Raw genomic sequence first — 14507 nt, 5'->3', positions numbered from 1 at the left:
TTACCGGTGAGTAGCCATAGCGCAAATCGCCCTTCACCCGCCGGGGCCGAGGGTCAGCCGACGGCCTCCTGGAAGCGGGTCAGCGAGCTGTCGAGGGAGTTCTGCAGGCCGTACATCGGAGCCAGGCTCGGAGTCAGCGAGACCGCCCCGACCACGGACAGGAAGGCCAGCGTGCCGAAGGCCACGCCGACCAGCCCGATCCGGCGAGGGCTCGCGGCCGCCCCGCCCAGCAGCCGGCGCAGCCCGCGGGCCGGGCCGCGCACGCCGGGCCCCGCCCACAGCACGTACACCCCGGCGCCCGTCCCCCAGGCGCAGGCGCCCACCGGGTCGGTGGCGGCGCCGACGGCCACCAGGGCGGCCAGCAGCACGGTGACGACCAGGGTCACCACGGCGGCGTACGGCACCGTGGCGGCCGTCCGGCCCAGGGCGTGCACCAGCGCGCCCGGCGAGACCGGCAAGGCCGCGCCCGCCCGCAGCGCGAAGACCGCGCCCAGGGAGAGCACGACGCCCACCACCGGCATCATGATCGTGACCCCCACCGCGGTGGTCACCACCATCGCCGACAGCAGCCGGGTCCAGGTCGGCGCCACGGCCAGCCGCGACGGTCCTGGCAGACCTTCGCCCGGCCCGGCGATCCGGGTGGGCGGGGCGGCGGAGACGGGCCGGGCGGGCTCGGCCGGTGGCGGGACGATCGCGGTGGCCTGGATGTCCGGGGCCGGGGCGTCCGGGGCCGGGGCGTCCGGCACGGTGACCTCGGCCGGGCCCAGGTCGAGCGCGGTCGCGGCCTCGATCAGCTCGGCGGCCGTCGGCCGCGCGGCGGGGTCGCGGGACATGGCCGAGCGCAGCAGCGGCAGCAGCGGCTCGGGCACCCCGTCGAGCTGTGCCCGGCCGTTCAGGATCCGCAGGAAAACGGCCTCCATCGCGCCCTGCCCGAACGGCGGGAGGCCGGTGGCGGCGAAGGCGACCGTGACGGCCCAGGCGTGCACGTCGGACGCCGAGGTCGCGCGCTCGTCGTCGAGGATCTCCGGGGCGAGGTAGCCCGGCGTGCCGGTGAGCATCCCGGTCTGGGTGAGCCGGGTCGAGTCGATGGCCTGGGCGATGCCGAAGTCGATCACGACCGGCTCGCCGTCGACCAGCAGCACGTTGCTCGGCTTCAGGTCGCGGTGAACGATGCCCGCCTCGTGGATGGCGGTCAGCGCCTTGGCCAGCCCGATCGCCAGGCGGCGCAGCGCGGGGCCGGTCAGCGGGCCGTGCTCGGCGACGACCTCGTCCAGCGGGCGGCCCGGGACGAAGCGCGTCACGATGTAGGGGTGGTCGGCGGTCACGTCGCCGTCGAGCACGTCGGCCACGTGCGGGCTGAGCACCCGGCGCATCATGTCGACCTCGCGCGCCAGCCGGCGCAGCGCGGTGGGCTCGCGGGCAACCTCGGGCTTGAGCACCTTGATCGCGACATCACGGCCTGCCGGGTCGGCGCCCCGGTAGACCACGCCCATGCCGCCCTCGCCGAGCCGGGCGAGCTGCCGGTACGGGCCGATCTGTCGCTGCTGTCTCACGTCCCCGTCCATCGCGCTGGCCACCCTACCGCCGGGTCATGGAGCGGTGCGGGGACAACGGATCACCAGGGCAGCAGGCTGCGCAGATCGCCCCGGACATCGCGCAGCGTGCCGCTCTGCTCGCCCAGCGGCCGGAGGTCGGGCTCCTGCTCGGGGGCCAGCCCGATCAGGACCACCGCGAGCACCCCCAGGACCAGCGCCATCGCCATCGCGGGCTCGCGCCGGGGCAGCAGCGCTCCCCAGAAACGGGCCAGTTGCCGGCGCGGGCCGACGCTGCCCGGCCCCAGGGAGAGCAGCAGGACGATCGCCATCACGGCGTAGGAGAGGGCCCGGGCGGTGTCCGTATCCGGCCGCATCACCGCCAGCGTGAGCACCACGGCCAGGCCGAGCAGCACCCCGATCGGGACCAGCAGGGTGGTCGTCAGCAACGCCCTCGGCACCGCCAGCGGGGACCTCACCACAGCGCCGACGACGTCGCCCGAGCTGGGCCCCCGGCGGGTGCGCCGGGACTCCAGCTTGCTCGCGGCCCGGTCGCCGATCCGCAGCAGCAGGACCCCGGCCAGGGTCGCCAGCAGCGCCACCGTGGGGGCCAGCGCGGCGAGGCCGAGCAGCCCGGCGAGCACGGCGAGGCTGCACAGGCGGTACCAGCCGAACGGCTTGCGCTCCTCGGCGCGGCGCGTGTCGGGGCGGCGCTCCTCGGGTGGCGGCGGGGCGGGCCGGTACTGCTCCTGGGGCGCGTACGGGTCGTAGGGCACCGGCGGCGGAGGCGGCGGGTACTCGGGGCGCCGCTGCTGCTGCTCGTAGTGCGGCCGCTCGTACGGGGCCGGCGCGGGCGGCGCCGGAGCGGGGGCCGGGGGCGGCGGTGGGGCGGCCGGCGGCAGCATGCCCTTGAAGTCGCGCGGCTGGGCCGGCACCGGCTCCGGGTGCGGGGGCGCGGGGGCGTACATCTGCATCGACTGCGGCCCCTCGGCGGGCCGGTCGACCCGCCGGATCGTGTCGATCCGGGTCTGGTCGGTGATGGTCGCCTCAAGGCTGAGGCGCCGGCTGAGCTGCACGAGCTTGACTGCGGTCGGTCGCTCGGCCGGGTTGCGGGCCATCGCCGTCCGGATCAGCGGCAGCAGGGCGTCGGGCACCCCGTCGAGGTCGGGGGTGCCCTGCATGATCTTGTAGAAGATCGACTCGAAGGTGCCGGAGCCGAACGGCGGCCGGCCGGTCGCCGCGTAGACCAGCGTGCTCGCCCAGGAGTGCACGTCGGACGGCGGGCCAGCGTCCTCACCCTCGATGATCTCGGGCGCCAGGTAGCCGGGGGTGCCGATGACCATGCCGGTGGCGGTCAGCCGGGTGGCGTCCATGCCCTGCGCGATACCGAAGTCGATCACGACCGGCTCGCCGTCCAGGAACATCACGTTGCCCGGCTTGAGGTCACGGTGGATGATGCCCGCGCCGTGGATCGCCGACAGCGCCTTGGCCAGCCCCGCGGCCAGCCGTTGCAGGGCCGTTCCGGACAGCGGGCCGTCGTCCTCGACGGCCTGTTCCAGGGTGCGGCCGGGCACGTACTGGGTGATGATGTAGGGCCGCTCGGCGGTGACGTCGGCGTCGACGATCTCGGCCACGTTCGGGCTGTGCACCCGGCGCATCGAGTCGACCTCGCGGGCCAGCCTGCGCAGCGCGGTGGCGTCGGCGGCCACCGAGGCGCGCAGCACCTTGATGGCCACCTTGCGCCCCTCGGGGTCGACCCCGAGGTGCACGACGCCCATACCGCCTTCCCCGAGCGTCTCGAGCAGGCGGTAGCGGCCGATGCGTTCCCCGGACGTGGCAACCCCCTTCATCGCTGCCGCAACCTTACCCCCGCGGGGGCGCCCGGCCCGAGGGCTCGGAACATCCCGCTGAACGGGCGTGGTGGGCACTTCTGCGGTCGGTCGGCTCGCGCCATGCTCCCGTCCCCGTCAAGATCCGCCTGCGGCTCCGGTCTCTAGGACGGTGGAAGGAACGCGGAGGTTCCCACCGAAATGCGATGATCTTGCACAGATCGCCAGGGATCCGCGCAAGATCATCACAAGTCGGCGCAGGTCAGCCGCGGGCGGCCTGCCGGGCGCGGCGCTCCTCGCGGCGGGTGGTGAACTTGGTCGCGGCCTGGTCGAGCTGCTCCATGAACTCGGCCAGCTCCTCGCGAGCCTTCTCGCCGTCGCCGCCGAGACCCGCCATGTTCCAGACGTCCCACTTGCGCAGGATCGGGGCGAGCACGTCGTCGTGGTGCAGCCGCAGGTCGTAGATGCCGGCGTTGGCGATGATGACCGACTTCCGGAGGAACCCGTCGATGGTGTAGCCGGGCATCTGGAAGTTCTTCACCACGTCGGTGACGGCCCGCATGGTCCCGTCGGGGTCGACCTTGAAGGCCGCGTCGAGCAGGTTGCGGTAGAAGATCATGTGCAGGTTCTCGTCGGCCGCGATCCGGGCGAGCATCTGGTCGCACAGCGGGTCGCCCGAGGCCTTGCCGGTGTTGCGGTGGGAGACCCGGGTGGCCAGCTCCTGGAACGAGACGTAGGCGATGCCGTGCAGCATCTTGTCGCCGTGGTCGGCCGCGTAACCGATCTTCATGTGCTGCATGCGGGCGCGCTCCAGCAGCACCGGGTCGATCGCCCGGGTCACCGTGACGTAGTCGCGCATGACGATGCCGTGCCGGTTCTCCTCGGCGGTCCACTGGTTGACCCAGGTGCCCCAGGGGCCGTCCATGTTGAAGACGGTGCCGATCACCCGGTGGTAGCCGGGCAGGTTGTCCTCGGTGAGCAGGTTGACCAGCAGGGCCTCGCGGGCCTCCGGGGTCACCTTGGACTGCTCGACGTCCCAGGCCTCGCCGTCCATGGGGCCGTCGAAGTCGCGGCCCTGGCTCCACGGCACGTACTGGTGGGGGAACCACTCCTTGGCCATGGAGAGGTGCCGGTTGAGCTCCTGCTCCACCACCGGCTCCAGCTCCCGGAGCAGTGCGATCTGGTCCTTCGGTGCGGAGGACGACATGTCGGACCCCTCGTGCAGACATTACAACTTTCGGGACAGTAACTTACGGCTCCGTAGGTAAAGCGTCCAATGGCGGGGACCACAAAACTCGCGGCTCAATGTTTGTCGGCATGCGTGGCCACCGCGCGGCCCCACATGCGTTGCACCGCCGCCCGCAGCACCGGCCGCGGGACCAGCTTCAACGCCGGCAGCGCCGTCCGGTACTGGGCTCCGGGAACGCACAGCGCCCGGCCCCGCGCCACCGCGTCCAGGCCCGCCCGCGCGACATCGGCCCGGCGCAGCCACAGCAGGTTCGCGCCCACCGTCTCATCGGTACGGGTGAAGCCCGGGCAGAGCGCGGTCACGTGCACGCCGCGGCCGGCCACCTCGGCGTGCAGGCTCTCGGAGAAGGCGGTCACGTACGCCTTGGTCGCCCCGTAGACGGCGCTGCCCGGCGAGGGCACGAACCCCGCCATGGAGGCCACGTTGAGGACGCCGCCCCGGCCCTGGTCGAGCATCGCGGGCAGCGCGGCGTGGGCCAGCCGCATCAGCGCCACCACGTTGAGCTCAACCTCCTTGAGCTGGTCGTCCAGGGAGATCTCGGCGAAGCCGCCGAACGCGCCGTAGCCGGCGTTGTTGACGAGCAGGTCCACGGGCTCGGCGCGCAGCAGGTCCTCCACCGCGCCGCGCCCGGCCGGGTCGGTCAGGTCCGCGGGCAGCACCTGGACCGAGACCCCGTCCCGGGCGCGCAGGCCGGCCGCGAGATCGGCCAGCAGGTCGGCCCGCCGGGCCACCACCACGAGGTCGGTGCCGCGGCGGGCCAGCAGCCGCGCGAAGGCCTCGCCGATGCCGCTGGACGCGCCCGTCACCAGGGCGCGCCGGTACGCATGTCGTCGCATGCGCGGGATGTTACTGACAAGTCGTCCACATCACCGGCCGGCGAACTTCGCCTTCCCGGGGCCCTCCTCGACGAAGCTCCGCATGCCCGTCTTCTGGTCCTCGGTCGCGAACAGCGCGGCGAACTGCACCCGCTCGATCTCCAGCCCGGTGGCGAGATCGACCTCCAGGCCGGCGTTGACGGCCTGCTTGGCGGCGCGCAGCGCGAGCGCCGGCCCGGCGGTGAACTCCGCGGCCCAGGCGCGGGCGGCGGTGTAGACCTCGGCGTCCGGGACGACCCGGTCGACCAGGCCGATCGACAACGCCTCGGCGGACCCGACGTGCCGGCCGGAGAAGATCAGGTCCTTGGCGCGCGCCGGGCCGACCAGCCGGGCGAGCCGCTGGGTGCCGCCCGCGCCCGGGATGATGCCGAGCTTGATCTCCGGCTGCCCCACCTTGGCGCCCTCGCCCGCCACCCGGAAGTCGGCGGCCAGCGCCACCTCCAGCCCGCCGCCCAGGGCGTAACCGGTGATCGCGGCGATCACCGGCTTGGGGATGGCGGCCAGCGCGGTGGTGAACTCCTGGAGCAGGGTCGAGTGCGCGGACATCTCGGCATACGACATGTCCGCCATCTCTTTGATGTCGGCCCCGGCCGCGAACACCCGCTCGCCGCCGTACACGATCACGGCGCGCACGTCCGCGTCGCCGGTGACCACCGTGGCCGCCTCGATCAGCTCCCGCTGCACCTGGGCGTTCAGCGCGTTCATCTTCGGCCGGTCCAGCCGGATCGTCCCGACCCCGTCCCCGACCTCGACCCGCACGAACTCGCCCACGACGCCTCCTCGATCGACTGCCTCTCCCGCTGACACTAACGGGCACGATCACGGCCGAAACCCCCGCACCCCGACCCACCGGCCGCTACGCTTCGGAGCGAAACGGACACCGACCGTCCGATGCAGCCCGGCCGTATCATCGGACCAAGGGCTCCGTAGCGGACGGCCGCCCGGTCAGGTTCCTGGAGAGGTGCACCGCGATGACAGCGCTTCCCGACTGGATGCTCTCGGAGATCACCGCCGAGGAGTACGCGAACCTGCCGGAAGAGGTCTGCCGGCGTATCGAGATCGTGGACGGGAGAGTCCTGGTGAGCCCCTCGCCGACTCCGCTGCACAACGATGTCACTTCGGAGCTGCGACGGGCCATCAAGTCACAGTGCCCCGCCGAGTGGCAGGTGACCACGGAGACCGACGTGCGCATGCACGAGGTACCGCTGCACGACCGCAAGCCCGACGTCATCGTCTACAGCGCGTCCGTCCCGCGCACCCGGGTGCCGATCCCCGTCACCGAGGTGCTCCTCGCGATCGAGGTCATGTCGCCCGGCTCGATCATCACCGACCGGATCGACAAGCCCGCGCAGTACGCCCACGCGGGAATCCCGCACTTCTGGCGGGTCGAGATGGACGAGAACGGCGAACTGGTGATCCTCACCCACCAGATCACGCCCAGCTCCCGGCGCTACGAGCAGACCGGCGAGTACCGCACCCTGCTGAAGACCGAGACGCCCTTCCCTCTGGAGATCGACGTCCAGAGCCTGCTGGACTGATCCGGCGGCTCGCTACCGCCCGCCCAGGCCCAGCAGATCGGCCGGGACGACGGTGATCTCGAACGGTTCGGTGACCGTCAGCGCCTGGTCGTCGACCGCTATCTGAGTGGTCTCGTAGACGCCCTTTTCGTTGCGTTCGAGCACCTCGATCCGGGGCACCGGCCGGAAATCCACGATCCAGTACCGGGGCACCCCGCTCCGGGCGTACTCGGCGCGCTTCACCACCCGGTCGTGGGCCTCGCTGCCGCTGTGCCGAGAGACCACTTCCGCGACCAGGAGCGTGTCCGCGGGGTCCAGCAGGATCTCGTCCGCCGCGCAGGCCGCGTGGATGGCATCCGTGTCGATGACGAAGACATCGGGCTTCCGAACGCCCGAGGAGACGGCGAACTCGTACTCGCTCCCATCCACGAACACGTCGGCGCCCGCTTGTCGTGCGGCCGCGATGAAGACCTCGCGCAACGCTGAGGAGACCGCGTTGTGCCGGACGGAAAACGCCTTCTTCTCGATCAGCCAACCGTTCCAGAGCTCGAAACCCTTGCCGTCCTCGGGTGCCTCGTGCAGGTCCTCGATGGTGTACGGCCCCCAGCCCTGGAGGGGCTCGTACGCGACGCTCATCTTCTCCTCCTGCAGGGCGGCTACTTCCGAGCGTAGGCCGGATGCCGGGTGCCGTTGGTAGGTTCTGAGCGGCCGTTTCGTCGAAATGTTCGGGGGATCCTTCGTGCTCGTCGCGCACGCGCTCTGGTACGGCGGGGCGCTCTGCGTGTGGGCGGAGGGCTCCGATCTCAACCTGGGCGACGGGCATCCGTTCGCCACCCGGGACTTCGGCGGGACCTCCTACGAGCCGCTGGTGCGCGGGGCGGGGCGCGTCGCGCTGGACGTGCTGCTGCCGTCCGCCGGCGGGCGCCCGCTGCCCTCGCCGGAGCTGGGGGCGGTGGCTCCCGAGGGACGGCCGGAGCTGGTCTCCTGGCGGGTGCCGGCGCTGGTGCTGGAGCCGTTCCCGGCGATGGCGCTGCTGTGCGCGGCCGAGGGGGCCGCCGACGTGGTGCCGGGCACCGACCTGCGGTTCCTGGCGCTGCTGGCCGCCGAGGCGCTCGACCTCACCGCCCGGGGGCGGGTGCTGCCCACGCTGGTCCGCGAGGACGGCGACCTGGCGGCGCGCTGGCGGCCGGTCTTCACCGACCCCGAGCGGTTCCGGCGGCTGGCCCGCGCGATGCCGCCCGCCTGCCGGGCCGCCGACCCCGGGCGGCCGGTCGGCGAGGTGCTGCGCGAGGCGCTGTCCGGGCTGGCCGACACCGCCGTCCGGGGGGTGCTCCCGCACCCGCTGCTGCCGTCCCGCACCGGCCGGGCGCCCGACCGGCTGCCGCTGGCCGAACGCTGGGCGGCGGCGCTGGCCGGGCCCGATCCGGCGATCTCCCGGGAGCCCGGTGACGACCCCCGGGAGCTGGCGGCCGAGCTCGACGCGTGGGCCGCGGCGGCGGTCCGGCCGGTCGGGCCGGTGCGGCTGTGCTTCCGGCTGACCGAGCCGCCGGAGGCCGAGCCGAAGGGGCCGTGGCGGATCGAGTTCGCGTTGCAGGGCACCGACGACCCGAGCCTGCTGGTGCCCGCGTCCCTGGTCTGGGCGGGCCGGGCCGGGCCGGTCGAGGACGCCGAGGAGACCCTGCTGGCGGGGCTGGGCCGGGCGTTGCGGATCTTCCCCGGGCTGGTCGAGGCGCTGCGCGACCCGGCCCCGGCCGAGCTGCGCACCGACGCGGCGGGGGCGGCCGAGTTCCTGCGCGGGACGGCGCCGCTGCTGGCCGCCGCGGGGTTCGGGGTGCTGCTGCCGACCTGGGCGGGCACCGCCCGGCTGGGCATCCGGCTCGCCCTGCGCGGCGGTGACGAGGAGGCCAGTTCCGGCTCGGCCGCCTCGTCCGGGTTCGGGCTGGGCGACCTGGTGCGGTTCCGCTGGACGCTGGCCGTCGGCGACGAGGAGGTCGACGAGGGCGAGCTCGCCGAACTCGCCCGGCTGAAGGCGCCGCTGGTCCGGCTGCGCGGGCGCTGGGTCGAGCTCGACGAGGAGCGGCTGGCCGCCGCGCTCGACTTCGTCCAGCAGCGCAGGCATGGCACCATGACGGCCGGCCAGGCGGTCCGGGCCGTCATCCACTCCGGGAGCGTGGCGCTGCCGCTGGTGGAGGTCACCGCCGACGGGCCGCTCGGCGACCTGCTGTCCGGCGACGCCGCCCGGCGGCTGGTGCCCGTCCCGGCCCCGCCCGGGGTGGAGGCCACGCTCCGCCCCTACCAGGAGCGCGGGCTGGCCTGGCTGTCCTTCATGGACGGCCTGGGGCTGGGGGCGCTGCTCGCCGACGACATGGGCCTCGGAAAAACGATCACCGTGCTGGCGCTGCTGGAGCACGAGCGGACCGGTGGCTCCCCGGCCGGGCCCACGCTGGCGGTGCTGCCGATGTCGCTGGTGGGCAACTGGCGGCGGGAGGCGGCCCGGTTCACCCCCAAGCTGCGGGTGCACGTCCACCACGGCGGCGGCCGGCACCGCGACGACGACCTCGTCCGGGCCGCGACCGACAGCGACCTGGTGCTGACCACCTACGGCACCGCCGCCCGGGACGCCGAGACGCTCGCCCGGGTCGAGTGGGGGCGGGTGGTCTGCGACGAGGCGCAGGCGCTGAAGAACAGCGGCACCAGGCAGGCCCGGGCCGTGCGGAGCATCCCGGCCCGCACCCGGATCGCGCTGACCGGCACCCCGGTGGAGAACCACCTCACCGAGCTGTGGTCGATCATGGAGTTCGCCAACCCGGGGCTGCTCGGGCCGCGCCCGGCGTTCCGGGAGCGGTTCGCCATACCGATCGAGGCGCACGGCGACGAGGCCGCCGCCGCCGCGCTCCGCCGGGCCACCGGGCCGTTCGTGCTGCGCCGACTCAAGACCGACAAAACGATCATCTCCGACCTGCCGGAGAAGCAGGAGATGAAGGTCTACTGCAACCTGACCACCGAGCAGGCCTCGCTCTACCAGGCCACGGTCGACGACATGCTGGAACAGATCGCCGAGAGCGACGAGCGGCAGCGGCGCGGGCTGATCCTCGCCACCATGGCCAAGCTCAAGCAGGTCTGCAACCACCCCGCCCACCTGCTCAAGGACGGCTCCCGGCTGCCCGGCCGCTCGGGCAAGCTGGAGCGGCTGGAGGAGATCTGCGCCGAGATCACCGAGCGCGGCGAGAAGGCGCTGGTCTTCACCCAGTACGCGGAGTTCGGCACCATGCTCCAGCCGTACCTGGCGACCCGGCTCGACCGCCCGGTGCTGTGGCTGCACGGCGGCACCCCGCGGGAGCGGCGCGACGAGATGGTGGCGTGGTTCCAGTCCGACCCCGGGCCCGCGGTGTTCCTGCTGTCGCTCAAGGCGGCCGGCACCGGGCTCACGCTGACCGCCGCCAACCACGTCGTGCACCTCGACCGCTGGTGGAACCCGGCGGTGGAGGACCAGGCCACCGACCGGGCCTTCCGGATCGGGCAGACCCGCGACGTCCAGGTCCGCAAGTTCGTCTGCGTGGGCACCCTGGAGGAGCGGGTGGACGACATGATCGAACGCAAGAAGGCGCTGGCCGACAGCGTGGTCGGCACCGGCGAGGAGTGGCTGTCGGAGCTGTCGGTGGCCGAGCTGCGCGACGTGCTGCGGCTGTCCCCCGAGGCGGTGAGCGCCTGATGTCGCACTCCGAGCAGGCCCCGGGGTGGACGCGGCGGTTCGTCGCCCTGATCGAGTCCTATCCCGACGTGGAGCGGCTGCGGCAGGGTCTCTCCTGCGCCCGCGAGGGCCGGGTGCTCGACCTGCGGGTCGGCCCGCACGAGGTGACGGCGCGGGTGCGGGGCTCCGGCCCCGACCCGTACCGGGTCGCGATCGGCATCGACGCGATCGACGGCGCCGACTGGCGGGCGATCGAGGCGGCCCTGGCCGGGCGGGCGGTGTTCCGGGCCCGGCTGCTGGCGGGCGAGTTCCCGCCCGAGATCGACGACGTCTTCGCCGAGTTCGGTGTCCCGCTGCTGCCCCGCTCGCCCCGCGACCTACACCTGATGTGCGACTGCCCCGGCTGGGGCGATCCGTGCGAGCACGCGGCGGCGGTGCTCTACCTGCTGGCCGGCTCGTTCGACGACGACCCGTTCCTGGTCCTGGCCTGGAACGGCCGCACCCGCGAGCAACTGCTCACCGCCCTGCGCCGGGCCTCCTCCGCCACGGCCGACCCGCTCGCCGTCGAGGATCTCCCGCTCACCGCCGACGGCTTCTGGTCCCCCGGCCCCGGCCTGGCCGCGCTCCGCGAGCGCCCGCCCACTCCCCCCGCCCCACCCGACCTGCTGCTCCGCCTGCTCGACCCGCCCGCCGTCAAGGTCCGCCGCCGCCCCCTCACCGAGTTCCTCACCCCCGCCTACACCGCCCTCACCCAGGCCGCCGACACCCCGCAGGAATGACCCGCCCGGCCGCGGGACGCAGGGCGCTGACCAGCGCGGGGAGGCCGGCCGTATACCGGTTGACCGTAACCGCGGCGTGGGGAAACACTGCCCCGTGACCTACGCACCGGACGAAACCCCCTCACCCGAACTCGTCCGGGCTTGGGGGGTCTGCGATTTCCCGCTGGCCACGGACCGGGTGCCCTGGTGGGCCGCGCAATGGCTCGCCGACGGCATGGACGGCGTGGCCCTGCGCACGCTCGCCGGACTCGACGGCACCGATTCCCGAGATGTCCGGGACCTGCTCCCCGACGTCCTCGTCGAGACCGACGCCCGGGTCCTCGATCTGCCTGCGGCGATCGACATCGTCTACACCGACCTCGCCCGCCGTCACCTAACCGGCCGTCTCAGCGCCCCGCGCACCATTACCGCGGTCGAAGCCCTCGCCGTCGGTGCCCTCGCCGCCGACGCGGATTCAGCGGAGTGGGATTTCTACACCGATCCGCCACTCGGTCAGATCTACGGCATGGGGGACGAATGGGGATGGGCATGGGGCCGTAGCAGAGAGGAACTCGAAAACGCTCTCCGCACCGCCTGCATCGAGCAGATCCACGCCTCCTCGGCACGGGGCAGCGCCATCGGCGCCATCCCGTCCCAGGACGATGCCGGCACCGCCTGACCGGGAGTGCGGGTCCGCGGTCCACGTTCATGTCGTTCGGCTCGCCGGAGCGGGCGCGGAGCTTCCTGGGGCGGCTGGCCGACGTCCGGCTGGTGTGGGTGGACCGGGCATCTGCCTGAGCGGTGGGCGGAAACCGGTGGTGCGGGCGGATGCGGACCGCCAGTATCGGCGGCATGGACGTGGGCGAACTGGTCGCGCTGGAGGCCCGGGGCGGGTTGCCGGAGTTGCTGCTGTTCTGGGGGCACCGGCCGCCGGCGGGCGGCGGGCTCGGCAAGGGGTGCCTAAGCCAGTGGTACCCGGCGCCGTTCACCGCGGACGGGGTCCGGTACCCGACGGCCGAGCACTACATGATGGCGGGCAAGGCCCGGCTGTTCGGGGACGAGGCGGGCGTCGGGCGGGTGCTGGCCTCGCCCGACCCGGACGCCGCCAAGGGGGCGGGGCGGAAGGTGCGCGGGTTCGACGAGGAGACCTGGGCGCGGCACCGGTACGAGATCGTGGTGGCCGCGAACCGGGCCAAGTTCGGCACGAACCCGAGGCTCCGGGACTTCCTGCTGGCGACCGCCGGCAAGGTCCTGGTGGAGGCCAGCCCGTACGACACCGTCTGGGGCATCGGCCTGTCCGCCGACCAGCCGGAGGCGCGGCGACCATCGGCCTGGCGCGGTCTGAACCTGCTCGGGTTCGCGCTGATGGACGTCCGGGACGAACTCGCCGCCGGCTGAGCCCCCCGATTCACGCTCCCGGTGCACGGCGTCCCCCGACCACCCTGCCGGACGGCCAGCACACCGCCCACCCTCCCTGGGCCGCCGTGGAACTTCCGAGGCGCTGCGACACCTCGGATTCCGGTGAGAGCGCACGCCAGTGATCCTGGAGGATTCAGGGGGCTGGAGCCCCCTGAATCCTCCAGGATCACCCGGGGCGTCAGCCTCCGCCGCCGATCGAGCCGGACGATCCTCTCGCGGCGCGCAACGTTCCGCGGGGGCTCGGCGGTAGTAGTCGGCGACGGACCGCCGGCCGAGGGGTGAGAGATGACGGGCAGACCCGAGTTCGGGGAGTACGCCGCGGACAGGTCCACGCGGCTGCTGCGCACCGCGTACCTGCTCTGCCGCGACTGGGCGACTGCCGAGGACCTGGTGCAGACCGCGCTGACGAGGGCGTGGCTGGCCTGGCACCGGATCGGCGACGACCCGGACCCCTACGTCTACCGGATCCTGGCGAACTCGCACGTCTCCTGGTGGCGGCGGCGCTGGCACGGCGAGGTGCCGACCGAGCGGCTGCCCGACCTGCCGGGGCCGCAGAGCACCGAGGTGGAGGACCGCGACCTGCTGTGGGACGCGCTGGGCCGGCTGGGCCGGCGCGAGCGGGCCGCGGTGGTGCTGCGGTACTACGCCGACCTGGAGCACGTCGCGATCGCCGAGATCCTCGGCTGCTCGCCGGTGACCGTGCGCAGCCAGATCAGCCGGGCCCTCGCCAAGCTCCGCGCCGACCCGGCGGTCGCACCGATACGGGAGAGGACCTGAACAGCGCCATGTCACGCCCGCACGAAAAAGAACCCGAGATGTCACCGATCGAGGAGCGGCTGCGCCAGGTTCTGGCCGAGCACGTCGCCGCCCGCTCAGCACCGCCCGACCTGCCCGACCGCGCGGAGCGCCGCGGCCGGCGGGCGCGGCGCAACCGGCGCGGCGCGGGCGCCGCCCTGGCCGTCGCCGCGGTCGCCGCCGCCGGGCTCGGCACCCTCTGGACACCGGACCGGTCCGCACCGGCCCAGCAGGTCCAGCGGGTCGTCGCCACCCCGACAGGAGTCGCCATCCCGAGAGGAGAGGACGCCCGGCCGTATCCCCCGGCCGCCCTGCACTGCCTGCGGCTCGCCCACACCCGGTCCACAGCGGCCGACGGCCGCAAGGAGGTCCGCATCGTCGTCATGGACTGCTCGCGGCAGGCCGATCAGAGAAGGATCGACGAGGTCGAGGCCGGGCTCGACCGGACGTGCCCGGGAGTGGCCGAGCGGCGGCGGGACGGCACGAACACCACGATCGTCCTGCGCGACCTGCCCTGCACCGACAAGGCACTGCGGGCCATCGGGATCGTGGTCCCCCCCTCACCCGGCTGACCGACCGTCCCGAAGCCCAAGGCCGCTGTGCCCGCGCCCGGCCCCTCGCCGACATGATCGTTGAGGATGGGTGGGCCTGCAGGCCCACCCATCCTCAACGATCATCGGCGCAGGCGCTTGTGGCGGGCTTCTGGTCAAGTCGACGGGGTGAGCCGGGCCGGTGCCGGCGGCCCCGGCGGCACGTCACCTGCAAGGCACTCCCGCCAGGACGGCCGAGTCCTGGACGAGCGAACGAGGACCACCGGCAACCCGGCCACTTCGAAACACGCC

13 protein-coding genes are annotated in these 14507 nt (G+C 73.5%); 7 read left to right on the top strand and 6 right to left on the bottom strand.

Annotated features, from left to right (window positions below; genetic code table 11):
* Positions 1–53 precede the first annotated feature (53 nt).
* The 5 genes from DPM19_RS24690 to DPM19_RS24670 all read right to left on the bottom strand — a co-directional run bounded on the left by DPM19_RS24690 (position 54) and on the right by DPM19_RS24670 (position 6256).
* Entirely contained in the window at positions 54–1553 is a 1500-nt protein-coding gene (locus DPM19_RS24690; RefSeq protein WP_158566881.1) for a serine/threonine-protein kinase, read from the bottom strand.
* A 62-nt stretch (positions 1554–1615) separates the two neighbouring features.
* Positions 1616–3382, bottom strand: coding sequence for a serine/threonine-protein kinase (locus DPM19_RS24685; protein ID WP_111870406.1), 1767 nt, complete (start codon positions 3380–3382; stop codon positions 1616–1618).
* Between the two features lie 241 nt (positions 3383–3623).
* Positions 3624–4568, bottom strand: a complete 945-nt coding sequence (locus DPM19_RS24680) for an acyl-ACP desaturase (RefSeq protein ID WP_111870405.1) — start codon at positions 4566–4568, stop codon at positions 3624–3626.
* 95 nt (positions 4569–4663) lie between these two features.
* The gene (locus tag DPM19_RS24675) at positions 4664–5446 is read right to left on the bottom strand and encodes an SDR family NAD(P)-dependent oxidoreductase (protein WP_111870404.1); all 783 of its coding nucleotides are present in this window, start codon (positions 5444–5446) and stop codon (positions 4664–4666) included.
* A gap of 30 nt (positions 5447–5476) precedes the next feature.
* Entirely contained in the window at positions 5477–6256 is a 780-nt protein-coding gene (locus DPM19_RS24670; protein ID WP_111870403.1) for an enoyl-CoA hydratase/isomerase family protein, read from the bottom strand.
* Positions 6257–6456: 200 nt separating this feature from the next.
* On the opposite strand from DPM19_RS24670, the gene DPM19_RS24665 reads away from it, so the two are divergent.
* Positions 6457–7023 carry a Uma2 family endonuclease gene (locus tag DPM19_RS24665; protein ID WP_111870402.1) on the top strand — a complete coding sequence of 189 codons (567 nt, stop codon included), beginning with the start codon at positions 6457–6459 and terminating at the stop codon, positions 7021–7023.
* Between the two features lie 12 nt (positions 7024–7035).
* Here the strand turns inward: DPM19_RS24665 and DPM19_RS24660 are convergent, their stop codons facing one another.
* The gene (locus DPM19_RS24660; protein WP_111870401.1) at positions 7036–7638 is read right to left on the bottom strand and encodes a Uma2 family endonuclease; all 603 of its coding nucleotides are present in this window, start codon (positions 7636–7638) and stop codon (positions 7036–7038) included.
* Between the two features lie 103 nt (positions 7639–7741).
* Between DPM19_RS24660 and DPM19_RS24655 the strand changes: the two genes are divergently transcribed.
* The 6 genes from DPM19_RS24655 to DPM19_RS24630 all read left to right on the top strand — a co-directional run bounded on the left by DPM19_RS24655 (position 7742) and on the right by DPM19_RS24630 (position 14237).
* Positions 7742–10714, top strand: a complete 2973-nt coding sequence (locus tag DPM19_RS24655; RefSeq protein ID WP_111870596.1) for a DEAD/DEAH box helicase — start codon at positions 7742–7744, stop codon at positions 10712–10714.
* Positions 10714–11472, top strand: a complete 759-nt coding sequence (locus DPM19_RS24650) for an SWIM zinc finger family protein (RefSeq protein WP_111870400.1) — start codon at positions 10714–10716, stop codon at positions 11470–11472. The genes DPM19_RS24655 and DPM19_RS24650 overlap by 1 nt, the downstream gene beginning before the upstream one ends.
* Before the next feature lie 94 nt (positions 11473–11566).
* Entirely contained in the window at positions 11567–12130 is a 564-nt protein-coding gene (locus tag DPM19_RS24645) for a hypothetical protein (protein WP_111870399.1), read from the top strand.
* Between the two features lie 149 nt (positions 12131–12279).
* The gene (locus tag DPM19_RS24640; protein WP_111870398.1) at positions 12280–12849 is read left to right on the top strand and encodes an NADAR family protein; all 570 of its coding nucleotides are present in this window, start codon (positions 12280–12282) and stop codon (positions 12847–12849) included.
* 306 nt (positions 12850–13155) lie between these two features.
* Positions 13156–13647 carry a SigE family RNA polymerase sigma factor gene (locus tag DPM19_RS24635; protein WP_111870397.1) on the top strand — a complete coding sequence of 164 codons (492 nt, stop codon included), beginning with the start codon at positions 13156–13158 and terminating at the stop codon, positions 13645–13647.
* A gap of 38 nt (positions 13648–13685) precedes the next feature.
* Entirely contained in the window at positions 13686–14237 is a 552-nt protein-coding gene (locus DPM19_RS24630) for a hypothetical protein (protein WP_111870396.1), read from the top strand.
* Positions 14238–14507: the final 270 nt, after the last annotated feature.

Origin of the sequence: Actinomadura craniellae, from assembly GCF_003289645.1 — a bacterium.
GTDB lineage: Bacteria > Actinomycetota > Actinomycetes > Streptosporangiales > Streptosporangiaceae > Actinomadura_D > Actinomadura_D craniellae.
Note: the sequence above shows the minus strand (reverse complement) of the source record. Positions and strands in the feature narration are given on the sequence as shown.

Excerpts from the sequence above, each read along its gene's own strand:
- DPM19_RS24685 (WP_111870406.1), bottom strand. The coding sequence starts at position 3,382 with ATGAAGGGGGTTGCCACGTCCGGGGAACGCATCGGCCGCTACCGCCTG.
- DPM19_RS24680 (WP_111870405.1), bottom strand. The coding sequence starts at position 4,568 with ATGTCGTCCTCCGCACCGAAGGACCAGATCGCACTGCTCCGGGAGCTG.
- DPM19_RS24675 (WP_111870404.1), bottom strand. The coding sequence starts at position 5,446 with ATGCGACGACATGCGTACCGGCGCGCCCTGGTGACGGGCGCGTCCAGC.
- DPM19_RS24665 (WP_111870402.1), top strand. The coding sequence starts at position 6,457 with ATGACAGCGCTTCCCGACTGGATGCTCTCGGAGATCACCGCCGAGGAG.
- DPM19_RS24660 (WP_111870401.1), bottom strand. The coding sequence starts at position 7,638 with ATGAGCGTCGCGTACGAGCCCCTCCAGGGCTGGGGGCCGTACACCATC.
- DPM19_RS24650 (WP_111870400.1), top strand. The coding sequence starts at position 10,714 with ATGTCGCACTCCGAGCAGGCCCCGGGGTGGACGCGGCGGTTCGTCGCC.
- DPM19_RS24640 (WP_111870398.1), top strand. The coding sequence starts at position 12,280 with ATGCGGACCGCCAGTATCGGCGGCATGGACGTGGGCGAACTGGTCGCG.
- DPM19_RS24635 (WP_111870397.1), top strand. The coding sequence starts at position 13,156 with ATGACGGGCAGACCCGAGTTCGGGGAGTACGCCGCGGACAGGTCCACG.
- DPM19_RS24630 (WP_111870396.1), top strand. The coding sequence starts at position 13,686 with ATGTCACCGATCGAGGAGCGGCTGCGCCAGGTTCTGGCCGAGCACGTC.